21 protein-coding genes and 1 pseudogene are annotated in these 20,799 nt (G+C 74.3%); 12 read left to right on the top strand and 10 right to left on the bottom strand.

Annotation, left to right across the window (positions count from 1 at the left end; translation table 11 throughout):
- Positions 1 to 17 precede the first annotated feature (17 nt).
- A complete protein-coding gene (locus GA0070564_RS17940) occupies positions 18 to 881 on the top strand; it encodes an alpha/beta hydrolase family protein (protein ID WP_091609827.1) in 864 nt (287 codons plus the stop codon).
- 21 nt (positions 882 to 902) lie between these two features.
- Here the strand turns inward: GA0070564_RS17940 and GA0070564_RS17935 are convergent, their stop codons facing one another.
- The gene (locus GA0070564_RS17935) at positions 903 to 2,705 is read right to left on the bottom strand and encodes a SpoIIE family protein phosphatase (protein WP_091609826.1); all 1,803 of its coding nucleotides are present in this window, start codon (positions 2,703 to 2,705) and stop codon (positions 903 to 905) included.
- 222 nt (positions 2,706 to 2,927) lie between these two features.
- Here GA0070564_RS17935 and GA0070564_RS17930 point away from each other — a divergent pair, with 222 nt between their 5' ends.
- The 3 genes from GA0070564_RS17930 to GA0070564_RS17920 all read left to right on the top strand — a co-directional run bounded on the left by GA0070564_RS17930 (position 2,928) and on the right by GA0070564_RS17920 (position 5,063).
- A complete protein-coding gene (locus GA0070564_RS17930; protein ID WP_091609825.1) occupies positions 2,928 to 3,554 on the top strand; it encodes a hypothetical protein in 627 nt (208 codons plus the stop codon).
- 43 nt (positions 3,555 to 3,597) lie between these two features.
- Positions 3,598 to 3,975, top strand: a complete 378-nt coding sequence (locus GA0070564_RS17925; RefSeq protein ID WP_091609824.1) for a hypothetical protein — start codon at positions 3,598 to 3,600, stop codon at positions 3,973 to 3,975.
- Between the two features lie 293 nt (positions 3,976 to 4,268).
- On the top strand, positions 4,269 to 5,063 hold the full coding sequence (locus GA0070564_RS17920) for an SGNH/GDSL hydrolase family protein (RefSeq protein ID WP_091609823.1): 795 nt from the start codon (positions 4,269 to 4,271) through the stop codon (positions 5,061 to 5,063).
- A gap of 67 nt (positions 5,064 to 5,130) precedes the next feature.
- On the opposite strand, the gene GA0070564_RS17915 is transcribed toward GA0070564_RS17920, so the two are convergent.
- Positions 5,131 to 6,645 carry an APC family permease gene (locus GA0070564_RS17915; protein ID WP_091609822.1) on the bottom strand — a complete coding sequence of 505 codons (1,515 nt, stop codon included), beginning with the start codon at positions 6,643 to 6,645 and terminating at the stop codon, positions 5,131 to 5,133.
- Between the two features lie 195 nt (positions 6,646 to 6,840).
- On the opposite strand from GA0070564_RS17915, the gene GA0070564_RS17910 reads away from it, so the two are divergent.
- Positions 6,841 to 7,494 (top strand): GOLPH3/VPS74 family protein, encoded by a 654-nt coding sequence (locus GA0070564_RS17910; protein WP_091609821.1) that lies wholly within the window; start codon positions 6,841 to 6,843, stop codon positions 7,492 to 7,494.
- Between the two features lie 108 nt (positions 7,495 to 7,602).
- On the opposite strand, the gene GA0070564_RS17905 is transcribed toward GA0070564_RS17910, so the two are convergent.
- Entirely contained in the window at positions 7,603 to 8,205 is a 603-nt protein-coding gene (locus GA0070564_RS17905; RefSeq protein ID WP_091609820.1) for a GNAT family N-acetyltransferase, read from the bottom strand.
- Positions 8,206 to 8,438: 233 nt separating this feature from the next.
- On the opposite strand from GA0070564_RS17905, the gene GA0070564_RS17900 reads away from it, so the two are divergent.
- Positions 8,439 to 10,058, top strand: coding sequence for an alpha/beta fold hydrolase (locus tag GA0070564_RS17900; RefSeq protein ID WP_091609819.1), 1,620 nt, complete (start codon positions 8,439 to 8,441; stop codon positions 10,056 to 10,058).
- Positions 10,059 to 10,119: 61 nt separating this feature from the next.
- Here GA0070564_RS17900 and GA0070564_RS17895 read toward each other — a convergent pair whose 3' ends face one another.
- Both GA0070564_RS17895 and GA0070564_RS17890 read right to left on the bottom strand, forming a co-directional pair.
- Entirely contained in the window at positions 10,120 to 10,314 is a 195-nt protein-coding gene (locus tag GA0070564_RS17895) for a hypothetical protein (protein WP_091609818.1), read from the bottom strand.
- Between the two features lie 78 nt (positions 10,315 to 10,392).
- Positions 10,393 to 11,218, bottom strand: a pseudogene (locus tag GA0070564_RS17890) (DUF72 domain-containing protein).
- Positions 11,219 to 11,338: 120 nt separating this feature from the next.
- Between GA0070564_RS17890 and GA0070564_RS17885 the strand changes: the two are divergent.
- Both GA0070564_RS17885 and GA0070564_RS17880 read left to right on the top strand, forming a co-directional pair.
- Positions 11,339 to 11,845, top strand: coding sequence for a DinB family protein (locus GA0070564_RS17885; RefSeq protein WP_091609817.1), 507 nt, complete (start codon positions 11,339 to 11,341; stop codon positions 11,843 to 11,845).
- 102 nt (positions 11,846 to 11,947) lie between these two features.
- Positions 11,948 to 12,715, top strand: coding sequence for a hypothetical protein (locus GA0070564_RS17880; protein WP_141714811.1), 768 nt, complete (start codon positions 11,948 to 11,950; stop codon positions 12,713 to 12,715).
- 169 nt (positions 12,716 to 12,884) lie between these two features.
- Here GA0070564_RS17880 and GA0070564_RS17875 read toward each other — a convergent pair whose 3' ends face one another.
- Both GA0070564_RS17875 and GA0070564_RS17870 read right to left on the bottom strand, forming a co-directional pair.
- Positions 12,885 to 13,469, bottom strand: a complete 585-nt coding sequence (locus GA0070564_RS17875) for a TetR/AcrR family transcriptional regulator (RefSeq protein ID WP_218104958.1) — start codon at positions 13,467 to 13,469, stop codon at positions 12,885 to 12,887.
- A gap of 119 nt (positions 13,470 to 13,588) precedes the next feature.
- The gene (locus GA0070564_RS17870; RefSeq protein ID WP_141714810.1) at positions 13,589 to 14,056 is read right to left on the bottom strand and encodes an LIC_13387 family protein; all 468 of its coding nucleotides are present in this window, start codon (positions 14,054 to 14,056) and stop codon (positions 13,589 to 13,591) included.
- 103 nt (positions 14,057 to 14,159) lie between these two features.
- Between GA0070564_RS17870 and GA0070564_RS17865 the strand changes: the two genes are divergently transcribed.
- Together GA0070564_RS17865 and GA0070564_RS17860 are read left to right on the top strand one after the other, a co-directional pair.
- The gene (locus tag GA0070564_RS17865; RefSeq protein ID WP_091609813.1) at positions 14,160 to 14,621 is read left to right on the top strand and encodes a DUF427 domain-containing protein; all 462 of its coding nucleotides are present in this window, start codon (positions 14,160 to 14,162) and stop codon (positions 14,619 to 14,621) included.
- A 31-nt stretch (positions 14,622 to 14,652) separates the two neighbouring features.
- Positions 14,653 to 15,369 (top strand): Pr6Pr family membrane protein, encoded by a 717-nt coding sequence (locus tag GA0070564_RS17860; protein WP_176730724.1) that lies wholly within the window; start codon positions 14,653 to 14,655, stop codon positions 15,367 to 15,369.
- A 9-nt stretch (positions 15,370 to 15,378) separates the two neighbouring features.
- On the opposite strand, the gene GA0070564_RS17855 is transcribed toward GA0070564_RS17860, so the two are convergent.
- On the bottom strand, positions 15,379 to 17,454 hold the full coding sequence (locus GA0070564_RS17855) for an amylo-alpha-1,6-glucosidase (RefSeq protein WP_091609812.1): 2,076 nt from the start codon (positions 17,452 to 17,454) through the stop codon (positions 15,379 to 15,381).
- Positions 17,451 to 17,828 (bottom strand): SCP2 sterol-binding domain-containing protein, encoded by a 378-nt coding sequence (locus GA0070564_RS17850; RefSeq protein WP_091609811.1) that lies wholly within the window; start codon positions 17,826 to 17,828, stop codon positions 17,451 to 17,453. Before GA0070564_RS17850 ends, GA0070564_RS17855 begins: the two co-directional genes overlap by 4 nt.
- Before the next feature lie 168 nt (positions 17,829 to 17,996).
- On the opposite strand from GA0070564_RS17850, the gene GA0070564_RS17845 reads away from it, so the two are divergent.
- On the top strand, positions 17,997 to 18,959 hold the full coding sequence (locus GA0070564_RS17845; protein ID WP_091609810.1) for a glycoside hydrolase family 88 protein: 963 nt from the start codon (positions 17,997 to 17,999) through the stop codon (positions 18,957 to 18,959).
- 103 nt (positions 18,960 to 19,062) lie between these two features.
- Entirely contained in the window at positions 19,063 to 20,109 is a 1,047-nt protein-coding gene (locus GA0070564_RS17840) for an NAD(P)-dependent alcohol dehydrogenase (protein ID WP_091609809.1), read from the top strand.
- Between the two features lie 18 nt (positions 20,110 to 20,127).
- On the opposite strand, the gene GA0070564_RS17835 is transcribed toward GA0070564_RS17840, so the two are convergent.
- Entirely contained in the window at positions 20,128 to 20,637 is a 510-nt protein-coding gene (locus GA0070564_RS17835) for a mycothiol transferase (RefSeq protein ID WP_091609808.1), read from the bottom strand.
- Positions 20,638 to 20,799: the final 162 nt, after the last annotated feature.

Genomic DNA, 20,799 nt, shown 5'->3' with positions numbered 1-20,799 from the left:
GGTTCTAGGCTGGACCGGTGAACGGGGAACCGGAGTACCGGCAGGAGTTCGTCGACGTCGACGGGGCGCGGATCGGCGTCCAGCGCTATCCCGAGCCCGAGGGTGTCACCGGCGCGCCGGTGGTGGTGATCTGGCCGGCGATGGGGGTCCGGGCCCGCTACTACCGGCCGTTCGCGGCGGCGCTGCGCGCGGCCGGGCTGGCCGTGGTCGTCGCCGACCTGCGCGGCACCGGCGCCAGCACCCCCCGCCCCGGCCGCGCCTGCCGGTACGGCTACGCCGAACTGGCCACCGACGTCGGCGCGGTGCTCGACGCGCTCAAGCCCACCCTGGACGGGCGGACCACCCTGCTGCTCGGCCACTCGCTCGGCGGGCAGGCCGCCCTGCTGCACCTCGCCCTGCACGACACCGGCCGGGTCGACGGGCTGGCCCTGGTGGCGGTCGGCATCCCGTACTGGCGGCACTACCCGGGCGTACGCGGCTGGGCGGTGCTGCCGTACACCCAGGGGATCGCGGCGGTGGCCGCGGCGCTGCGGGTCTGGCCGGGCTGGGGTTTCGGCGGACGGCAGGCCCGCGGGGTGATCCGGGACTGGGCGCACACCGCGCGGACCGGGCGGTTCCCCCGGCTGGACGGGGTGGACACGGAGGCGGCGGTGGCAGGCGTACGGACGCCGGTGCTGGCGGTCAGCGTCGACGACGACCAGTACACCCCGCACCCCACCATGGACGCGCTCTGCGCGAAGCTGACCGCCGCTCCGGTGACCCGGGACCGGTACACCGTCGACGAGGCGGGCACCCCGCTGGACCACTTCACCTGGGTCCGCGCCGCCGGCCCGGTGGCCGCCCGGGTGGCCGCCTTCGCGGCGACCCTGCCGAAACGCTGACCCGCCGCCGAGGGCGTACGGTCAGCCGGTGACCCGGACCGCCAGCAGGGCGATGTCGTCGCTCGGCACGTCGGCCAGCTCGGCCAGCAGGGCGTCGCCGAACTCCTCGACCGGCAGGTGGTGCAGACGGGCGGCGGCCGCCCGCAGGCGCTCCAGCCCCTCGTCCAGCACCTCGTGCCGCCGCTCCACCAGCCCGTCGGTGTAGAGCACCAGCGTGCTGCCCGGGTCGAGCAGCAGCTGGTGGTCACGGCGCGACCGGCCGATCCCCAGCCCCACCATCGGGTCCACCGGCCGGCTCAGCAGCCGGGCGGCGCCGTCCGGGCCGATCAGCACCGGCGGTGGATGGCCGGCGTTGCACCAGACCAGGCGGGCCCGCCGCGGGTCGCCACCGACCTGGCCGGGCGCCCAGAGGTGGACCAGCACCGTCGAGGCGAGCGCCTCGACCTTCAGGCCGGCCAGCACCCGTTCCAGCGCGGCCAGGCTCCCGGCCGGCGGCGCACCCATCAGGTACGCGACGCCGCGCAGCGTGTTGCGGATCTGCGCCATCGCGGCCAGCGCCCGCCGGTCGTGCCCGGTCACGTCGCCGATCACCAGGGTGGCGGCCCCGTCCGAGGCCGGGAAGGCGTCGTACCAGTCGCCGCCGACCTGCTCGTGCTCGGCGGCCGGGTGGTAGCGGACCGCCACGGTCAGCCCGGCCGTCGGCGGCGGCTCGGTGAGCAGGCTGCGTTGCAGGGTCTCGGAGGTGCGCCGCTGGGCCTGGTGGATCCGGATCCGGTCCAGGGTCTGCGCGCACTGCGCGGCGAACGCGCCCAGCAGCTCCACCTCGCGGGGCCGGAACGGCGCGTCGTCGCGCCAGCCCACGGTCAGCGATCCGAGCAGCCGGTCACCGACCCGCAGCGGCAGGGCGACCCACCGCCGCAGCCCGGTGTCGTCGAGCACGTCGGCCATCTCGTCCGACCAGGCCAGGGTCGTGGCGCGGTCGGGCAGCAGGACGACCTCGTCGCGCCGGGCCGCCGTACAGGCCGGCAGCGGTCCGTCCAACGGCAGGTCCGCGTACCGCTCCCGGGTGCGCCCGCCGAGGCTGTCGGTCAGAGTCAGCCGGATCCGGCCCTGGTCCCGGACGCCCACCGCTCCCCCGTCCGCCCCCAACGCGGCCAGCCCCCGGTCGATCACCACCTCGGTCAGCGCGGCCACGGTCTCGCAGCCGGCGAGCTGGCCGGCCAGCTCCACCAGCGTGGTCAGCTGCCGGGTCGCCACGCCCTGCGACTCCAGCGCCGCGCGCAGCTCCCGGGCCCGGGCGTACAGGTCGAGCTCGGCCTCCTCCATCCGGCGGCGCAGGTCCTCGCCCCGGGCCCGGTCGGCGCGGCTGCGGTCCCGCTCCCGGACGAAGTCGGTGACGTCCTCCACCCGGTGCACGAGCAGCACGGTGCGCCCGGCCTCGTCGCGTACCGGCACGTTCATCGGGCTCCAGTGCCGGGTGAGGAAGCCGCCGGCGCCGTCGGGGATGTCATAGCGCTGCAACGCCATCGTGTCGGCACGGCCGGTGTCCCGGGCCCGGATCAGGGAGGCCCGCAGGTTGGGCACCCCGCTGGCGTCGGAGCTGTCCGGGTTGCCGGGGAACGCGTCGAAGACGTGCCGGCCGAGCAGCTCCGCGCGGGTGCGTCCGGTCGCCCACAGGTACGCCTCGTTCACCTCGACGATGGTCAGGTCGGGGCTGAGCACCAGGTACGGCGTGGGGGTGGACCGGAACAGCAGGGCGTGGTCGACCACGGACGTGCCGTCCGGCTCGTCCACCGCCCCGCCCATACCGCTCCTGTCGATCATCGCCGCCGATGATGCCCCGCCGGGCTGCCGGCGAATCCCCCGGGTGCGCCGGACGTGGCGCGTTCGGCCCTGCCCCCGCCTACCCGCCGGCCGTCGGAGGAGTCCTGCCGCACCCCGCCGGACCAGGGCGGACGTCGCCGTCGGAAGCGTTCGGGGCCCGGGGGCGTAGCAGCGCGATCGGTGGGTATGCCGCTGCGCCCGAACACGGTTGAGGGGGAACAGATGTCCGAACGGCACACCGCTTTGCGCTCCATGCACGATCTGGGCCTGGCGGCCTGGTTCGGCGGCTCGCTGATGGGGGCGCTCGGCGTCAACGGGGCGGCGGCCCAGATCAGCGACTCGACCCAGCGGCTTCCGGTCGCCTCGGCGGGGTGGTCCCGGTGGACGCCGGTGAACGCGGCGGCGATCGGCGCGCACCTGGCCGGCGCGGTCGGCGAGCTGGCCACCGAGAGCCCGCGGGTGATGACCCAACGCGGGGTGGCCAAGATGAGCGCGGTGAAGACGGCGCTGACCGTCGGCGCCCTGGCGGTCACCGGCTACAGCCGGCTGCTCGGGATGAAGTTGGAGAAGGCGGGCAACCCGTCGGTCGATGGGACCACCGAGCCCAACTACCAGACGCCGTCGGACGTGGCGGCGCAGCAGCGGCAGATGAAGTTGTTGCAGTGGACCATCCCCGCGCTGACCGGCGCGCTGGTCGTGGTGACCGCGTACATGAGTGAGCAGCAGAAGCCGGGGCAGGTCTTCCGGGGCATGCTGGGCCGGGCCGGCGGGCTGCTGAGCGCGCCGATGACGGCCGGCAAGGTCGTGGGGATGGCCGGGATGAAGCGCCGGATGACGATGTCGCACTGAAACGGATCGCCGGCCGCGGTCGGCGACGACCAGCGAGGTGAGGATGACGGCGAACGACGCAGCGCGCGGCGGACCTGAGTCCGTCGGCCCGTGGGGCACCACGGACGGCTTCGACGCCGGACCGCCCTGGGGCGCGGGTGAGGACGACCCGATGGGCGAGGGCAGCGAGGAGTCCGCCGTACCGCCGGGGCGGCGCGGGGAACGCCGGGCCGGGGAACCCGCGGCACCGACCGGTCCGGCGGGCCGGCACGGCTTCGGCTCGGTCGAGCCGGGCCGGCACGTGGAGGCCGGTCCGGGGGCGCCGCCCGATCCGGCACCCGCCCGCCGGTCCTTCCCGGACGACGCGGCCGGCGGGGACCTGCCGGACAACGCGCTGGAGGAGGCGACCGGAATGCACCCGGAGGGGGTCAGCCGGGACTGAGCGGACGATTCGGCGGGCCGGGTCCGGGGCAACTGCCCGGGACCCGGCCCGCCCGCACGTGAACGACACACGCCTGCCGCCGACCAGATCGCCCTGGTCGGCGGCTTCGGCACGCCCGGCGCTTCCACCCTCGGCGCCGTCGACCCAAACCCATCCATGATCTTCGATCTATCGCTCGATGGCAAGCGGGGGCGACGACATTCACACCAGGCGCCAGATCGAGCGCCGAGAATGTTACCAGCGAGTAGACCACATGTTACGAAGTGGGCCCCCATCCCCCTGGAGGCCCCCCGATGCGCATCCGCGTCTCCCCCACCGTCGGCGCACTCGTCGCCGGCCTGCTGCTCACCCTCGGCCTGGCGACCCCGGCCGCCGCGGCCGGCACCGACTACGCCGCCCTCGGCGACTCGTACTCCTCCGGCGTCGGCACCAACAACTACGACGGCACCAGCGGCTCCTGCCTGCGCAGCCCGCAGGCGTACCCACGGCTCTGGGTGAACAGCCACACCGTGTCGACGTTCCAGTTCGTCGCCTGCTCCGGAGCCACCACCCGGGAGGTGCTCGGCAACCAGCTCGGCGCGCTGAACTCCGGCACCGACCTGGTCACCATCAGCATCGGCGGCAACGACGCCGGCTTCGCCGACGTGGTGACCACCTGCCGGCTCGGCACCGACAGCGGCTGCCTTTCCGCGGTGAACAACGCGAAGTCGTACATCACCGGGACGCTGCCCGGGCGGCTGGACGAGACCTACCGGGCGATCCGCAGCCGGGCGCCGTACGCCCGGGTGGTGGTGCTCGGCTACCCGCGCCTGTTCGAGCTGGGCTACTGCGGCTTCGGCAGCATCAACGAGTACAAGCGCGGCCTGCTCAACGGCGGCTCGGACACCATCTCGAGCGTCATCTCGGCGCGGGCCGCGGCGGCCGGGTTCAGCTACGCCGACGTCCGCGGCCGGTTCGCCGGGCACGGCGTCTGCGCCGCCACCCCGTGGATCAACGGCACCACCTTCCCGGTGGTCGAGTCGTACCACCCGAAGGCCGCCGGCCACTCCTCGGCGTACCTGCCCGCGCTGACCGCCGTCACCGGCTGACCCGACCGGCGGAAACGACGAACGGCCCGACCGCGCGAGGCGGTCGGGCCGTTGTGGTCCCAGCGGGTCAGCGGCGGTGGCCGGTGGCCCACGCGTCGCGCTCGGCGTCCGGCACCGGGTGCAGGCCCGGCTCGTGCAGGCCCTCCTCGGTGACCCGGCCGATCCGGGCGTACGCCTCGGGCCGGACCGACTTGAGGGCCACGCCCCAGATCAGGCCGATCACCAGGGCGACGACCGGGATCGCCGGCAGCAGCCACTTCAGGTACGACGGGCTGCCCGGCACCAGCAGGGAGTCGAAGTTCACCAGCAGCACACCGAGCACGGCGGCCAGCAGGATGGTGCCCAGCGTCGGGGCGATCACCCGCTGCCACGCCGTCTCCGGGCCCGGCCGGCCCCGGAAGAAGCCGACCACGGCGGCCGAGGTCAGCGTCATCAGCAGCACCACGCCGACCGCGGCGGCGCCGGAGAGCCAGGTGAACAGGTCCACCACCGGGTCGCGGTCGGTGAACACGAAGGCCATGAAGACCACGAGCGCGAGCACGGTCTGCACCAGCGAGCCGGCGATCGGCGCGCCGCTGCGGTTGGAGGTGGCGCCCAGGAAGCGGGGCAGCACGTTCTCCCGGCCCAGGGCGTAGAGGTAGCGGGCCACGCCGTTGTGGAACGACAGCAGCGCGGCGAGCACCGAGGTGATGAACAGCACGTTGGCGATGTCCGCGATCACGGTGCCGGCGTGCTGGTCGAGAGCGCCGAACACGACGCCCGCGCCCGCCTCGCCGGAGGCCGCGGCGGCGTTCTCCGGGCCGGTGAGCACGGTCAGCGCCCAGGCGGAGAAGGCGTAGAACAGGCCGGTGAAGGCGACCGCGATGTAGGTGGCCCGGGCCACCGTACGACGCGGGTCCTTGACCTCCTCGCTGTAGATGGCGCCGCTCTCGAAGCCGGTGAAGGAGGCGATGGCGAACGCCAGGACGGCGCCGAAGCCGGCGGTGAACAGGTTGCCCGGCGCGAGGCCGTCGAAGGTGATCGAGCCGCCGGCCGGGTTGCCGAGGGAGACCACGTCGAAGATGAGCACGATGACGCACTCGAGGCCGAGCAGGACGGCCAGCACGGTGGCGTTCAGGTCGATCCGCAGGATGCCGAGCAGGCCGACGATCACCCAGGCCAGCAGGGCCCAGACCCACCACTGGAGGTTGATGTCGAACTTGCTGGACATGAAGTCCTTGAGGATCGCGCCGAACAGGCCGTAGAGGCCGATCTGGATCGCGTTGTACGCGGCCAGCGCCACCGCGGAGCCGGCGACGCCGCCGGCCCGGCCCAGCCCGTTGGCGATGTACGCGTAGAAGGCGCCCGCGTTGGCCACGTGCCGGCTCATCGCGGCGTAGCCGACGGCGAAGATCGCCAGCACCGCGGCGAGCAGGATGAAGCTCAGCGCGGCGCCGACGTTGCCGCTGACCGCGTACATGGTGGTGACGCCGCCGCCGAGAACGGTCAGCGGTGCCGACGCGGCGACGGTGAAGAAGACGAGGTGTGCGGTGCCGAGCCGACCGCGGCGCAGGCCGCTGTCGAAGAACGGATCGGAGGACAACTTTTCTCCTGAGGGGCGAGAAGTACGAGGGGGTGATCAGAGATCCTGTGGCAGGGTATTGGTGATCACGGATCGTCACAAGTCCACTTCGGAGATCATTGCACCGGTGTTCATGCGATCGCCCGAATTGAACAGCGCGTGTGCATGCCGTACCGTGCCGTGTCGACGCTCGTAGCGGCCTGGCTGAGGATGCCCATGACCAACCACAGTGCACACTCCGCGTATCGACTCGCCGATGCGCTGTTCCTGATCGGGCACGATGAGTTCTCCGGCAAACCCCACGGCGCCACCGATCGCCTGGAGTTCGCGTTGGCCGGCGCGGCGATGGCGGAGCTGATCTTCGAACGCCGGATCACCATCGACAACGGCAACGTCGTCGCGATCGACAGGCGGCTCTGGCAGGAGCCGCTGACCGACCTGATCGTCACCGAGATCCTCGGCCGGGAGGGCGCCCACCCGACCCGGCTGTGGATCCGCTACCTGCGCGAACACCAGCAGATCCGGGAACGGGTCGGCACCCGGCTGGTGAACAACGGGGTGGTCCGGCGGGAGCAGAGCCGGGGCCTGCGGCGTACCGTGCGGTGGCCCGCGGTGGACCCGAACCAGGCGGCCGCGCCCCGGGTCCGGCTCACCGCGCTGCTGATGCGCCACGAACAGCAGCAGCTGGACGTGGAGACGCTGCTGCTGGCCTCGCTCACCGGGGCCGTCGGGGTCGGTCAGGTCGCCTTCGACGAGCAGGTCACCGCCAAGATGCGGGACTGCCGCAAGTTCCTGCCCCCACCGCTGGACGGTCTGGTCGCGGCGGTCGTCACCGCCCTCGACGCGGCCACGGTGGCCGTCCGCCGCTGACCCCCGCCGCGGCCCGGACCCGTCCGGTGCCGACATGCGGGACGCTGTGGCCCGGCTCACACCGACGCGGGCGCCGTCCACCCGATGGGTGGACGGCGCCGTCGGCCGTCAGGCCGGGTCGCGCCACATCGGGTAGAGGGTGGGCCCGCCCGGCAGGTCCAGCGTGACCGGGGTACGGCGGAAGCCGAGCCGCTCGTAGAGGGCGGCGTTGCGCAGGCAGCTGGCCTCCAGGTAGCCGGCGTGCCCCTCGGCGTCCAGCCGGGTCAGCTGGTGCTGGAGCAGGGCGCTGCCGACGCCCTGGCCGTGGTGGTCCGGGTGGACGCCGATGAACGGCAGGTACCAGTGCGGCTCGGCCGGGTGGTTGGCCGTCATCAGCTCGTCGAGGACCGCGAAGCGCTTCATCGCCTCGGGCCCGACCCCGGCCTCCAGGGACCGGTAGAGGTCGCTGCCGTCGTCACCGTGGTCGGTGCCGTCGACCGGCAGCCACAGCGTGGCGCCGGCGCCGTCACCGGCCAGCCAGACCTCGCCGCCGTCCAGCGCCAGCTGGACGAACTCGCCGAAGAACGCGGCGTGCACCCGGGCCCGGTGCTGCTCGTCCGGGAAGATCCAGCCGCTGACCGGGTCGGCCATGAAGGCCTCCCCGAGGAGCGCGCCGACTGCCTTCGCGTCGTCCGGCGACGCCCGCCGGATCTCGCCCTGCCACTGCACCATCTGGCTTCTCTCCCGCACCGTGACCGCCGACCGGTTGGTCGCGCTATGTCTACATCGAACCGACCCGGCACGCTACCAGTCGCGGCGCACCGCGCCGCAAGCCCCGGACGTCGGGGGTGCCCGACAGATCGCTGGACGTCCACCTCTTCCCTCCGCCCGGTCGCGGGGAGCAGACTCGGCGGCGGCGCCGTGGTCACCGCAACGCCGCGGCGCGACAGACCGAAAGGGACGGTATGAAGAGAATCGTGGCGGTCGCCGCGGTCGCCGGGCTGATCCTCGGTGGCACGGGCGCGCCGACGCAGGCGGCGCCGCAGACCCGGCCCACCGCAGGCCAGGTCTCCTTCGACCCGGCGCCGATCGCGTGGGGCGAGTGCGTCAGCCCGGGCCTCGCCCGCCGGGGCGGGCAGTGCGGCTTCGTCGAGGTGCCGCTGGACTACGACCACCCGACCGGCCAGAAGATCAAGCTGGCGGTCTCCCGGATCGCGCACAAGACCTCCGACGCCGACTACCAGGGCGTCATGCTGGTCAACCCGGGTGGCCCCGGCGGCTCCGGCCTCACCCTGTCGGTGCTCGGCGAGTACGTGCCGAACGGCGCCGGCGAGGCGTACGACTGGATCGGTTTCGACCCGCGCGGGGTCGGCTCCTCCGAGCCGGCGCTGAGCTGCGACGGTGACTACTTCGGCTACAACCGGCCGTACTACGTGCCGGTCACGCCCGCGCTGGAGCGGACCTGGCTGAAGCGCTCCGAGGGCTACGCGAAGGCGTGCACGGCGGCCGGCGGCGACCTGCTGGACCACCTGAAGACGACCGACACCGTCAAGGACATGGACGTCATCCGCAAGGCGCTCGGTCGCCAGCAGATCAACTACTACGGCTTCTCGTACGGCACCTACCTGGGCCAGGTCTACGCGACCCTGTTCCCCGAGCGGGTCCGCCGGATGGTGCTCGACGGCAACGTCGACCCGCGGGACGTCTGGTACGACGCCAACCTCAACCAGGACGTCGCCTTCGACCGCAACATCAAGATCTACTTCGACTGGATCGCCGGCAACGACGCGATCTACCACCTGGGGAACACCGGCGCGAAGGTCGAACGGCGCTTCTACGCCGAGCAGCTCAAGCTGCTCAGGCACCCGGCCGGCGGGGTGATCGGACCGGACGAGTGGTCCGACATCTTCCTCCAGGCCGGCTACTACGTCTACGGCTGGGAGGAGGTCGCGCAGGCCTTCGCCGGCTGGGTGCACGACGGTGACTGGCAGACCCTCAAGCAGCTGTACGACGACGGCAACCCGCAGGGCCCCGGCGCGGACAACGGCTTCGCCGTCTACCTGGGCGTCCAGTGCACCGACGTGCAGTGGCCGAAGAGCTGGAACAAGTGGCGGGTCGACAACTGGCGGACGTTCCTCAGGGCGCCCTTCGAGACCTGGGGCAACGCCTGGTTCAACGCCCCGTGCCGGTACTGGTCCGGTGAGGTCGGCAAGCCGGTGAAGGTGGACGGCGGCAAGGTCGGCGGGATCCTGCTGATCAACGAGACGCTGGACGCCGCCACCCCGTACCCGGGCGCGCTGGAGGTGCGCAGCCGCTTCCCGAAGGCCGTCCTGGTCGAGGGGGTCGGCGGCACCACCCACTCCGGCTCGCTGAGCGGCGTGGCCTGCACCGACGACACCATCGCCGCGTACCTGGCCACCGGCGCGCTGCCGGAGCGGGTCGACGGCCGCCGCTCCGACGTGCGGTGCGACCCGGTGCCGCGGCCGGTTCCGGCCGGCGCCGCCGCCCGCTCCGCCGGGCCGAACCTGGCGCCCGCGGGCGACCTCGGCCGCCGGGAGCTGCAGAAGCTGATCGGCGCCCGCTGACCGGTCGGGCACGAGAGGTGCGGGGTGGTGCCGGTCGGCACCACCCCGCACCCGCGTCCGATCAGCTCCCGGTGCCGTCCTCACCCGGATCGCCCATGGCCGGTGGCTCGACGACGGGACGGCCGGTGTCGTCCACCAGGCCCGGCGCCATGCTGCCGCCGTGCGCCTCCTCCGCCGCCCGGGTCTCCTCCGGGTCGCGGCCGTCGGGCCGCGCCGCCGGCTCGTCGGGCCGGTCCCGCTGCGGTACGTCGCTCATCGGCTCCCCCTCCGTCGTGCCTCGGCACCGCCGGTACCCGGCCGGGCGGCTCGGAAACCCTCCGGGCCGCGCCCCGGGTCAGGGGACCGCCGGCGCCGCCTCCGGAAGCAGCTCGGCCAGCCGGGCGGCGTCCCGCTGGGCCTGGTCCCCGCAGCAGTTGTTCATCAGCACGTGCAGCTCGGTGGACTGCTCGCCCAGCTCGGTCAGGCGCACTGCCCAGCCCCGCAGCTCCTGCTCGCCGTACGCGTAGCGGAACTTCTCCTGCTTGTCCCCGCTGGCCCAGGCGGTGCTGTGGCCGTGGAACCGGACCACCGCCAGCTCGGCGGTGGCCACCAGGATCGGCGGCACCGACGAGGAGTGCCCCTGCGGCATGTCGACGCAGACATAGCTGAGCCCCTGCTCGGAGAGGAAGGTCAGGGTCTCCACCGCGGCCGTGCCGTCGAACCAGGAGGCGTGCCGCAGCTCCACGGCGACCCGCCACGGCCGGCACCGGGCGGCCAGCTCGGCGATCCGCCGGCGGGCGGCCTCGCCGCGGGCCAGCCAGGGCGGGAACTGGAGCAGCACCGCGCCGAGCCGGTCGGCCGCCGCGATCGGTTCCAGCGCCGCCCGGAACCGGTTCCACACCTCGTCGTACGTCTCGGAGCGCGACCGGGGTGTGGTGACCGGTGAAGAGGCTGAACGCCTTGACGTCGAAGGTGAACCCGGGTGGCGTGGCGTCGACCCAGCCGGCGGTGGTCTCCGGCGCCGGCACCGCGTAGTAGGAGGTGTCCACCTCGACCAGACCGAAGCGGTCGGCGTAGTAGCCCAGCCGGCCGGCCGGATTGTTGACCTGGCGCGGGTACCACCCGGAGCGCACCAGCATCTGGTCGGCCCAGGACGACGTCCCCACCTTGATGACACCCATGTAATTCAGTTCACCGCCATCGGTGCGAGTCGGCAACCGGAGGCGGTCCGGGGTGGACGCCGGAAAGTGTCGGTGGTTCGGCGTACGGTCGGCCCGACGACGAACGAGAGGTGGGCGCCGATGAACGTCTCCGACCAGGTCCGCACCGGTGAGCGGGCCGATCTGCTGGCCGTCCTCCAGCGGCACCGCGGCTTCCTGCGCCACACCGTCCGAGGGCTGACCGACGAGCAGGCCGCGCTGCGCAGCACCGCCAGCGAGCTCTGCCTCGGCGGCCTGATCAAGCACGTGGCGACCACCGAGGACCGGTGGGCGCGCTTCGCCGTCGGCGGCGCCGAGGCGATGCAGAGCACCCCGATCGACTGGACCGGCCAGTTCCGGATGGCCGAGGGCGACACCCTCGCCGGGCTCCTCGCCGAGTACGACCGGGTCGCCGCCGGGACCGACGCCCTGGTGGCCACGCTCGACCTCGACGCGAGCCACCCGCTGCCCGAAGCGCCCTGGTTCGAGCCCGGGGCCGCCTGGTCGGTGCGGCGGGTGCTGCTGCACGTCATCGCCGAGACCGCGCAGCATGCCGGGCACGCCGACATCATCCGCGAGTCCATCGACGGAGCCAGGACGATGGGCTGAGCCGGCCCGGCCGTGCCACCGGTCTTGGCTGACCGGTGGCACAGGTCACCTGTCCCCCGCCGATGTGACGTCCCGGCGCCCGGCGGCGCTGAGGGACACGAGATGAACGCACATCGCATGGACCAGGAAACCGTCGAGCGCCTGCTCGTCGGTCCGGTCGTCGATCCCGTGGACGGACCCCCGGCACTCGTGCAGCTGCTGGCCGCGGTCCGCGCCGCGCCGCGTCCCGCCGAGCTGGGCGGAGAGGCCGAGGCGCTGCGGGCGTACCGGATGGTCCAGGCCGGCTCGACCGTCCCGCTGCGCGCGGTCACGGCGCCCCGGACCGGGCTGGCGGGTCGACTGGGCGTGCGGGTGGCCGCGATCGCCGTCGCCGTCACGGCCACCGGCGGAGTGGCGTTCGCCGCCACCGGCGGCAACCTGCCCGGTCCGCTGCGACACCGTCCCGACCCGGTGCCCGCCCCGACGAGCACGCCGGCGCGCCCCACCGCACCGGCGGTGGGGCCGGGCGCACCCCCGCCCGCCACGCCGGCGCGGTCGGCGCCCGCCACCGCCGCGCCGACGGCCGGACTGTGCCGGGCGTACCGCGCCGACGCCGGTGGCAACCCCGGGCGGGCGCTGGAGAACCCGGCCTTCTCCGGGCTGATCGCCTCCGCCGGGGGCCGGGACCGGGTCGCCGGCTACTGCGACCGGCTGCTCACCGAGCACTCCGGACGCTCCGAGTCGGCCCCGCCGGGGACGCAGCGGGGCGGCAACGAGCCCACCGGGCAGCCGACGGCGCGACCGGATCGGCCGGCGGCCGGACCGTCGACCCCGCCCGGGCGGCCCGCCTCCCCCGCGGTCACCGCGCCGCCGGGGCCCGGCAGCCACTGACCTGGGCGTTGCCGACCAGGGCCCTGGGTCGGTCGGCGTACGACGCCGCCGACGGTGACCACCGGCCGGGCCGGCGGCGCCGGTTCCACCCCGGCGAACCACGGCAGGCCGAAGCGGGTCAGCTCGGCGGGGCGCTGCCCCGGGGGCAGTCCGTCACCGGCGGGCACGGTCAGTCCCGCCGGGTGATCGCGCCCAGCACCGTGTCGAGGTACGCCGAGCGGTCGGCCCGGTCGGCGGGGACCAGCTCGGGCATCCGGACCAGCAGTTGCAGGTGCCCGACGTGGGCGCTGTACGCCAGCAGGGCCCGCCGGGCCGCCTCGTCGGCGTCGAAGCCGAGGCCGCCGAAGAGCTCCCGGAGGTAGTCCACGCGCCGGCGGACCACCCGGTGCACGGTGGGTGCGACCAGCGGGTCGTCGGCGGCGGCGAGCAGGTTGAGCTCGGTGCGGGCCGGCAGCTGGTCGGCGGCGGCGGTGGTGCTGGCGAAGAGCCGGCGCAGGGCGGTGGCCGGGTCGACGGGGGCGCCGAGCGCCTCGATGACCGACTCGGTGTGCTCCCGCTCCCAGCGGGCCAGCGCGGCGGTGACCAGCGCGTCGCGGTTGGCGAAGTGCCAGTAGAAGCTGCCCTTGGTGGTGCCGAGCCGGACCGCGAGGGGCTCGACGGCCACCCCGGCCAGGCCCTGCTCACCGATCACGTCCAGGGCCGCCCGCGCCCAGTCGTCGACGCTGAGGCGGCGCCGTCGCCCGTCCGCACCCACCGCCGTAACGTACCGTCCCGCCGGCCGGCCCCGGAGCGCCCCACGGGGCCCCGGCGCGGTGGAGCCGTGGCCGGCGGCGGAACGGCGCGGGATGAGGGTGCGGCCCCGTGCCCCCGCCCTCATCCGCGCCGCCCCGGCGTCAGGGCCAGGGCGCGCAGCTGCGCCACCAGGCCCGCGCCGAAGATGACCACCGGCGGCAGCGGGAACGCGGTCAGCGAGATCGCGAAGCCGGCGCCGGTCACCGCCGTGTTGAGCGCGGTCAGCGACCGGTCCCGTTGGTACGCCTGCGGTGCCGCGCGCAGCACCAGCAGGTTCAGTGACCCGTACCCGACGGCCAGCAACGCCATCGTGACGCTGAAGCCCTGGTGCAGCGCCGCCATGTCGTGGCCGTGGCCGAGCAGCCGGACCGGGACGGCCCGCATCGCCCGGTGGGCGGCGACCTCGCGGGTCGAGGGGGCACGTCGTCGGGCGGCGGCGGTGACCGCGAGGTGGCCGGCGCCGACCAGGACGAGGCAGCCGGCGCCGAACCGGACCGCCCGGCGCAGCCGCCGGTCGAGGGGCTGGGTGTCGACGTGCGGGCTGTCCATCCGGACCACCTCCATACGGGTGCGTATGGAGGGACGTTAACATACGCCACCGTACGGTGGAAGGCCGTGCCGGTGCCCACGGCGGTTGGATAGCGTGGCGGGCATGGAATCGGTCTGGGACTATCCACGTCCGCCCCGGCTGGAGCGCACCCCCCGCCGGATCACCGTCGTGCACGCCGGGGTGACCGTGGTCGACAGCGACCGCTGCTGGCGGGTGCTGGAGACCTCCCACCCACCCGTCTACTACGTGCCCAGGTCCGAGATCACCGGCGCCCGGCTGCTCCCGACCGACCGGCGGAGCTGGTGCGAGTGGAAGGGCGAGGCCAGCTACTGGGACCTGGCCGTCGGGGACGTCCGGATCCGCGAGGCCGCCTGGTCGTACGAACGACCCGCCCCGTCGTACGCGGAACTGGCCGGCGCGGTCGCCTTCTATCCCGGCAGGGTCGACGAGTGCCGGGTGGACGGGGAGCGGGTCCAGGTCCAACCGGGCGACTTCTACGGCGGTTGGATCACCGCCGACCTGGTCGGCCCCTTCAAGGGCGCCCCGGGCACCCTGGGCTGGTGACCGCCCGCCGGGCGGCTGGTAGCTTGCGCCGATGAGTCTGCGGCGTCGACGCGTGGCGATGCTCTTCCGCCTCGCGATCGTGATCAGCGTGCTGGCGGGGATCGTGCTCACCGCCCTCGGCCCGGCCACCGTCACCGGCCTGCTGCCCTACTTCACCATCCAGAGCAACGTCGCGGTCGGCATCTTCGCCGGCTACGCCGCCTGGTGTGCCTGGCGGGACCGACCCGAGCCGCCGTCGGCCCTCAAGGGCGCGGTCACCCTCTACATCACCATCACCGGGGTGGTCTACCACCTGGTGCTGGCCAACCCGGCCAGCCCGTTCGCGATGGTCCAGCCGCAGCGGGCGCTGGCCGAGGCGCTCGGCAACCAGTTCCTGCACACCGTCGTGCCGCTGCTGGCCGTCGCCGACTGGGCCCTGTTCGACCGGCGCGGCCGACTGCGTCCCCGGTACGCCGCCTGGTGGCTCGCCTTCCCGCTGGCGTACCTCGCCTTCGCGTTGCTGCGGGGCCTGGTGGTGCACCGCTACCCGTACCCGTTCATCGACGCCGGGCAGCTCGGCTACGACGGCGTCTCGGTCAGCGCGGTCGGCTTCGCGCTGGCGTTCTGGCTGCTCGGCCTCCTCTTCGTCGGCGTCGACCAGCTCCTCGGCAGGCGCACCCCCCGGCAGCCGGCGCCGTCCCCCGAGCCGGGCGCGGTACGCGCGGTGGACGGGCGTGACGCGTCGGTGGAGGCGCCGGCGAAGCGGTGAGCCGGGCGGTCAGCCGGCGGTACGGACACCCTCGCCGTGCGAGGCCTTCGCCGCGGCCCGGTCCCGGCCGTACGCGTCGGCGTACCCCCACCGGCCCGGGATGTCCAGCAGCTCGACCCGACCGAACCCGGCCGGCAGGGCCGGGTCCACCAGCAGGTTGTCCCCGCAGGGCCGCAACCCGAGGATGGTGGCGAGCAGCATCGGCAGCGCCCCGGCGGCCCAGGACTGCGGTCGACCGGCCGCGGGCAGCCGCACCGGATAGCGGGTGACCTGCCGGTCGTAGCCGGCCACCAGCTCCGGCACCGAGCCGCCCAGCGTCTCGGCCAGGGTGAAGACGGCATCGGTGATCCGCGCCGCCTCCACGTCGAAGCCGTACCGGCGCAGCCCGGCCGCGACCAGCGCGTTGTCCGACGGCCACACCGCGCCCAGGTGCGACCCGACCGGGTTGTACGGCAGCTGCCCCTCGGCGTAGGTGCGCACCCCCCAGCCGGAGAACATCCGCGGGTCGAGCAGGTTCGCGGCCACCGCGTCGGCCTTGTCGTCATCGACGATCCCGCTCCACAGCAGGTGCCCGACGTTCGAGGTGAGCGCGTCGACCGGGGTGCCGTCCGGCTCCAGCGCGAGTGCGTAGTACCCCCGCTCGGGCAGCCACCAGTCCCGGTTGAACCGCTCCCGCAGCGCCGCCGCCTCCCGCTCCAGCCGGTCGGCGTACTCCGGGTCGCCCCAGACCTCCCGGGCCAGCCGGGCACCCCGCCGCTTCGCGTCGTACGCGTAGCCCTGTAGCTCGCAGGTGGCCCGGGGCAGCGCCGGCACCCGGCCGTGCCGGTCCCGGATGGCGTCCGGCGAGTTCTTCCAGCACTGGTTCTGCACGCCGCCGTCCGGGTTGCGGGTCCGGTACCGCAGGTAGCCGTCACCGCACAGGTCGCCGTACTCGTCGATCCAGTCCAGCGCCATCCGGGCCGGGTGGCGCAGCTCCCGTACCAGCTCCGCGTCGCCGGACCACCGCTCGTACTCGTCGAGCAGCACCACGAACAGCGGGGTGGTGTCCGCCGCCCCGTAGTAGAGCGAGGTCTCCCGGTCACCGAAGGCCGCCGACTCGCCGTACCTGGTCTCGGCGAGGATTTTCCCCGGTTCCTCGTCGTGCTGGTCGTCGAGCTGCCCGCCCTGGGTCACCGCGAGGATCCGCAGGGTGGCCGGTGTCAGCTCCGGGGTGAACGGCAGCGTCTCCAGGCAGGTGACCAGGGCGTCCCGGCCGTAGAGGCTCATCGCCCAGGGCAGCCCACCCACCGGCACCGAGTCGGGGTACGCCAGTGGCGTGTAGCGCAGCGCCGCCAGGTCGGTCAGGCAGGTCCGGTAGATCGCGGAGACCGCCGGTCGCCCGGAGATCAGCCCGGGCGCCCGGTCCAGCCAGCCGTGCAGGTCGGCCCGCATGTGGTGGCGGACCCGTCGCTGGTGGGCCTCCAGGTCGGCGCGCAGGTCACGGGCCCCCTCGCCGCGGATGACGCAGGCCACGTGCAGGTCGGTGGTCCACGACTCGTTCGGCTCGATCCGGATCCGGAAGGTCAGCCCCTCCTCGTCGACCTCGGCCGGGGTGGTGGCCGTGACCACGGTCTCCCGGGTGAACCGGTCCCGCTGGTAGCGCAGGCGCAGTTGGCTCTTCTCGGCCACCGCGTCGACGGCGACCGGGCGGCGGCGTGGCGCGGCGATCTCGGCGGTGTCGGCGAAGTCGCTGGCGACCTGCATCCGGACGGTGAGGTCGGTGGGCGCCGCGGAGTGGTTCAGCACGGTGACCCGCTCGTGGAAGGCGTCGTCGACCGACCGGTGCCGGATCACCGAGACTTCCGCGTCGACGTAGTGGCTGGCCGTGCCGGGGACCAGGAAGAACCGGGCCTCGAAGTAGGTCATGTCGTCGCGGGACAGCGCGTTGAGCGGGCTGCCGTCCACGGTGAGCACCCAGTGCGACAGGAACCGGGTGTCGAAGGAGAACAGGCCGGTCGGCGCCGCCGGGTCCGGCCGCATGTCGCCCTGGGCGTCACTGATCGCGAAGGCGTTGCCGGCCATCACGTGGACCAGTTCCTGCCTCATCGGCGCCCGTTCCCGTGCAGGCAGTAGGCGCGCGGGTGGTGAGCGTCCGGCGGGCCGGGGAACAACCGCCGCAGCGACAGCAGCAGCCGCAGGTTTCCCCGCACGGTCACGTCGTTGCGCAGCAGCGCCGAACCGATGTGCGTCCCACCGGCGGCGAGCCGGTCGAAGACCCCGCGCTGCCCGCTCACCACCAGGTCGGCCTCCTCGTACGACCGGCTGACCTCGACGCTCTGGTCGGCGATGGTGAGGTACCAGTGGTCGGTGTACCCCTCCTCCCGGATGTCCAGCCGCAGCGTCCCGGCCGTGGTCTCCGGCAGGTCGGGGTGCCGACCCGGTACCCGGCTGGCGAGGTGCTCCGCCGCCGACATGGCCATCGAATCCGCCCCTTCCCACGCTTGCTCGTCCCCGCAGCGTCCCCCGGCCGGGGGTGAGCCCGGCTCACCCGGTGGGGGTGATCCCGGTCCGGGCACGACCCGACGGAGGAGTCGGAACGGGGATCGCGGGTAGAGCGGGACCGGGACGACCGGGACGGGAGAGGCGCGATGGGACTGGACGGGACGTCGGCGCACCGGGTGCTCACGGCGCTGCTGGCCATGCAGCGGCAGTCCTGGGAGCAGGGGGTGGCCGGGCACGCCCTGCTCGACCTGGGGTGCGCCGACACCGCGCTGCTGCTGGCCGACGCGGCGGTCACCCGGCAGCACCCGGACGGCCGGCTGGGCGACGTCGGCGGTGAGGACGGCGCGGTCAACGGGGCGGCCTGCGGGGAGCTGGTCCGGCACGCCGCCCGGCTCGACGGCGATCCGCGCTGGACGGTGGCGCTGGACCGGCAGCTCGACTGGCTGGTGTCCCGCGCCCCGCGGGCCGCCGACGGGACGCTGTTCCACCTGCTGTCCCACCGGCAGGTCTGGGCCGACACGGTCTACATGGTGGTGCCGCTGCTCGCCGCCTGCGGCCGTGCCGACCTGGCGGTCGAGCAGCTGACCGGGCACCGTCGGCGGCTCTGGGACCCGGGCACCGGCCTCTACGCGGCCCGGTGGGACGAGGGCCTCGGGCGGCTGGAGCAGCCGCAGAAGTGGGCCACCGGCAACGGCTGGGTGGTCGCCGGGATCGCCCGCGCGCTGCGGCTCGCGCCGGACCGGCCGGCTGGGTGGGGCGAGCTGGCCGGACACGCCCGGGAGGTGATCGACGCCTGCCTGGCGTACCGGGGGGAGGACGGGCTCTTCGGCGACGTGCTGGACGATCCGCGCTCGTTCCGCGAGGCCAACGTCGCGCAGATGCTGGCGTACGCCACGCTCACCGGCGCCGCGGACGGCTGGCTGCCGCCGGCGTACGCGCGGCTGGGGCGGGAGCTGTTCGGCGCGGCGGCCCGCCGGGTCGACGGGCGCGGGCTGGTCACCGGGGTGAGCGGGGCGCCGCACTTCACCGGCCCGGGCACGTCCGCCGAGGCACAGGCGTTCCACCTGCTCGCGTACGCGGCGGCGGGCGGGCGGCTGGACGTCCGCTGAGCGCCACCGGGCAGCCGGCTGTGGGATGCGGGGCCGGTCGTTTGCCCGCTGCCTCGCCGGGCACGCAGCCGGCAGGTACGACGACACGACGGGAGCTCACCTGATGCGCGCGCTGCGACTGCCGAACTGGAAGTCCGAGCCGGAACTGGTCGAGGTACCCCGGCCGGAGCCGGGACCCGGCCAGGTGGTGATCAAGGTGGGCGGCGCCGGGGCCTGCCACTCCGACCTGCACCTGATGCACGACTTCGAGGCCGGCTCGGTGCCGTGGAACCCGCCGTTCACCCTGGGCCACGAGAACGCCGGCTGGGTGCACGCCCTGGGCGCCGGGGTGACCGGGTTGACCGAGGGGCAGCCGGTGGCGGTCTACGGGCCGTGGGGCTGCGGGAGCTGCGCCCGCTGCCGGGTGGGGGTCGACACGTACTGCGAGAACCCGGCCGCGGCGCCGGTGCCCGGCGGCGGGGGCGGGTTGGGCCTGGACGGCGGGATGGCCGAATACCTGCTGGTGCCCGACGCCCGGCACCTGGTGCCGCTGCCCGAGGGGCTCGACCCGGTGGCCGCCGCGCCGCTGACCGACGCCGGCCTGACCCCGTACCACGCGGTCCGCCGGTCCCTGCCGAAGCTGCTGCCGGACAGCACCGCCCTGGTCATCGGGGTGGGCGGTCTCGGTCACGTGGGCGTGCAGATCCTCAAGGCGACCACCGCGGCCCGGGTGATCGCGGTGGACACCCGCGACGACGCGCTGGCCCTGGCCCGCCAGTACGGCGCCGACCTGACGCTGCGCCCGGACTCCGACGCGGCCGAGCGGATCCGCGCGGCGACCGGCGGCCGGGGCGCGGACGTGGTGCTGGACTTCGTGGGCGCCGACGCCACCCTGAAGCTCGGCGTGTCGGTGGCCCGGACGCTGGGCGACCTGACCATCGTCGGACTCGGCGGCGGCACCCTGCCGGTGTCGTTCTTCGGGGTGCCGTACGAGGTGAGCATCCAGACCGTCTACTGGGGCAGCCGGCCGGAGCTGATCGAGGTGCTCGACCTGGGCGCCCGGGGGCTGATCAAGCCGAAGATCACCACCTTCGGCCTGGACCAGGCGGTCGACGCCTACCACCAGCTGCGCGACGGCACGCTGGAGGGTCGCGCGGTGATCGTGCCGTGAGCCGGTGCCGGCCGGCGGTCAGTCCGCCAGGACCAGCCCGCGCACGTAGGCGGCCTGCCCGGCGTGCTGGAGGTCGTCGTCGGCCACGCTGACCAGCCGGACCCCGAGGGTGACCGGCGGGTCCCAGGCGTCGTCGACCACCCGGTCCAGGTCGACGGCGGTCAGCCCGGCCAGGAACCGCCCGGTCCGGTCGGCCACCGCGTCGAAGTAGCCGACCAGCGCCGTGCCGTCCTCCGGCCGCACCGCCGCGATCTGGTCCCGGCCGTGCCCGAACCCGGTGTCGTCCGGGTCGGCCGGTAGGCCGAAGCGGGGCGTCCAGTCGCCGGAGACCCAGATCTGCTCCTCGCCGAGCAGGTCGGCGACGTGGTGGTCCTGGATCCGGGTCAGGTGCCAGACCAGCCAGCCGACCGGGTTGGCCCCCGGCGCGGGGGCTTGGCGCAACTGCTCGGCGGAGAGACCGTCCACCGCGGCGCGGACCAGGCCGGGCAGCCGCCCGTACACCTCGGTCAGCAGGTCGTGAACGTCCACCGGGCACCGCCTTCGGATCGTGGTTGCTCGCCTGGGACCAGTACCGCCGGGCGGCGACGGCAAACCTCGCCCCCAGGATGATCGTCATGGTCGCGGCGCTGGAGCTGTGTCTGGGCCGACGCCACCCGGCGGATCCGGGTGCTCCGGGACGCGCTGGAGTCC

Origin of the sequence: Micromonospora mirobrigensis (assembly GCF_900091555.1) — a bacterium.
Lineage (GTDB): Bacteria > Actinomycetota > Actinomycetes > Mycobacteriales > Micromonosporaceae > Micromonospora > Micromonospora mirobrigensis.
Note: the sequence above shows the minus strand (reverse complement) of the source record. Positions and strands in the feature narration are given on the sequence as shown.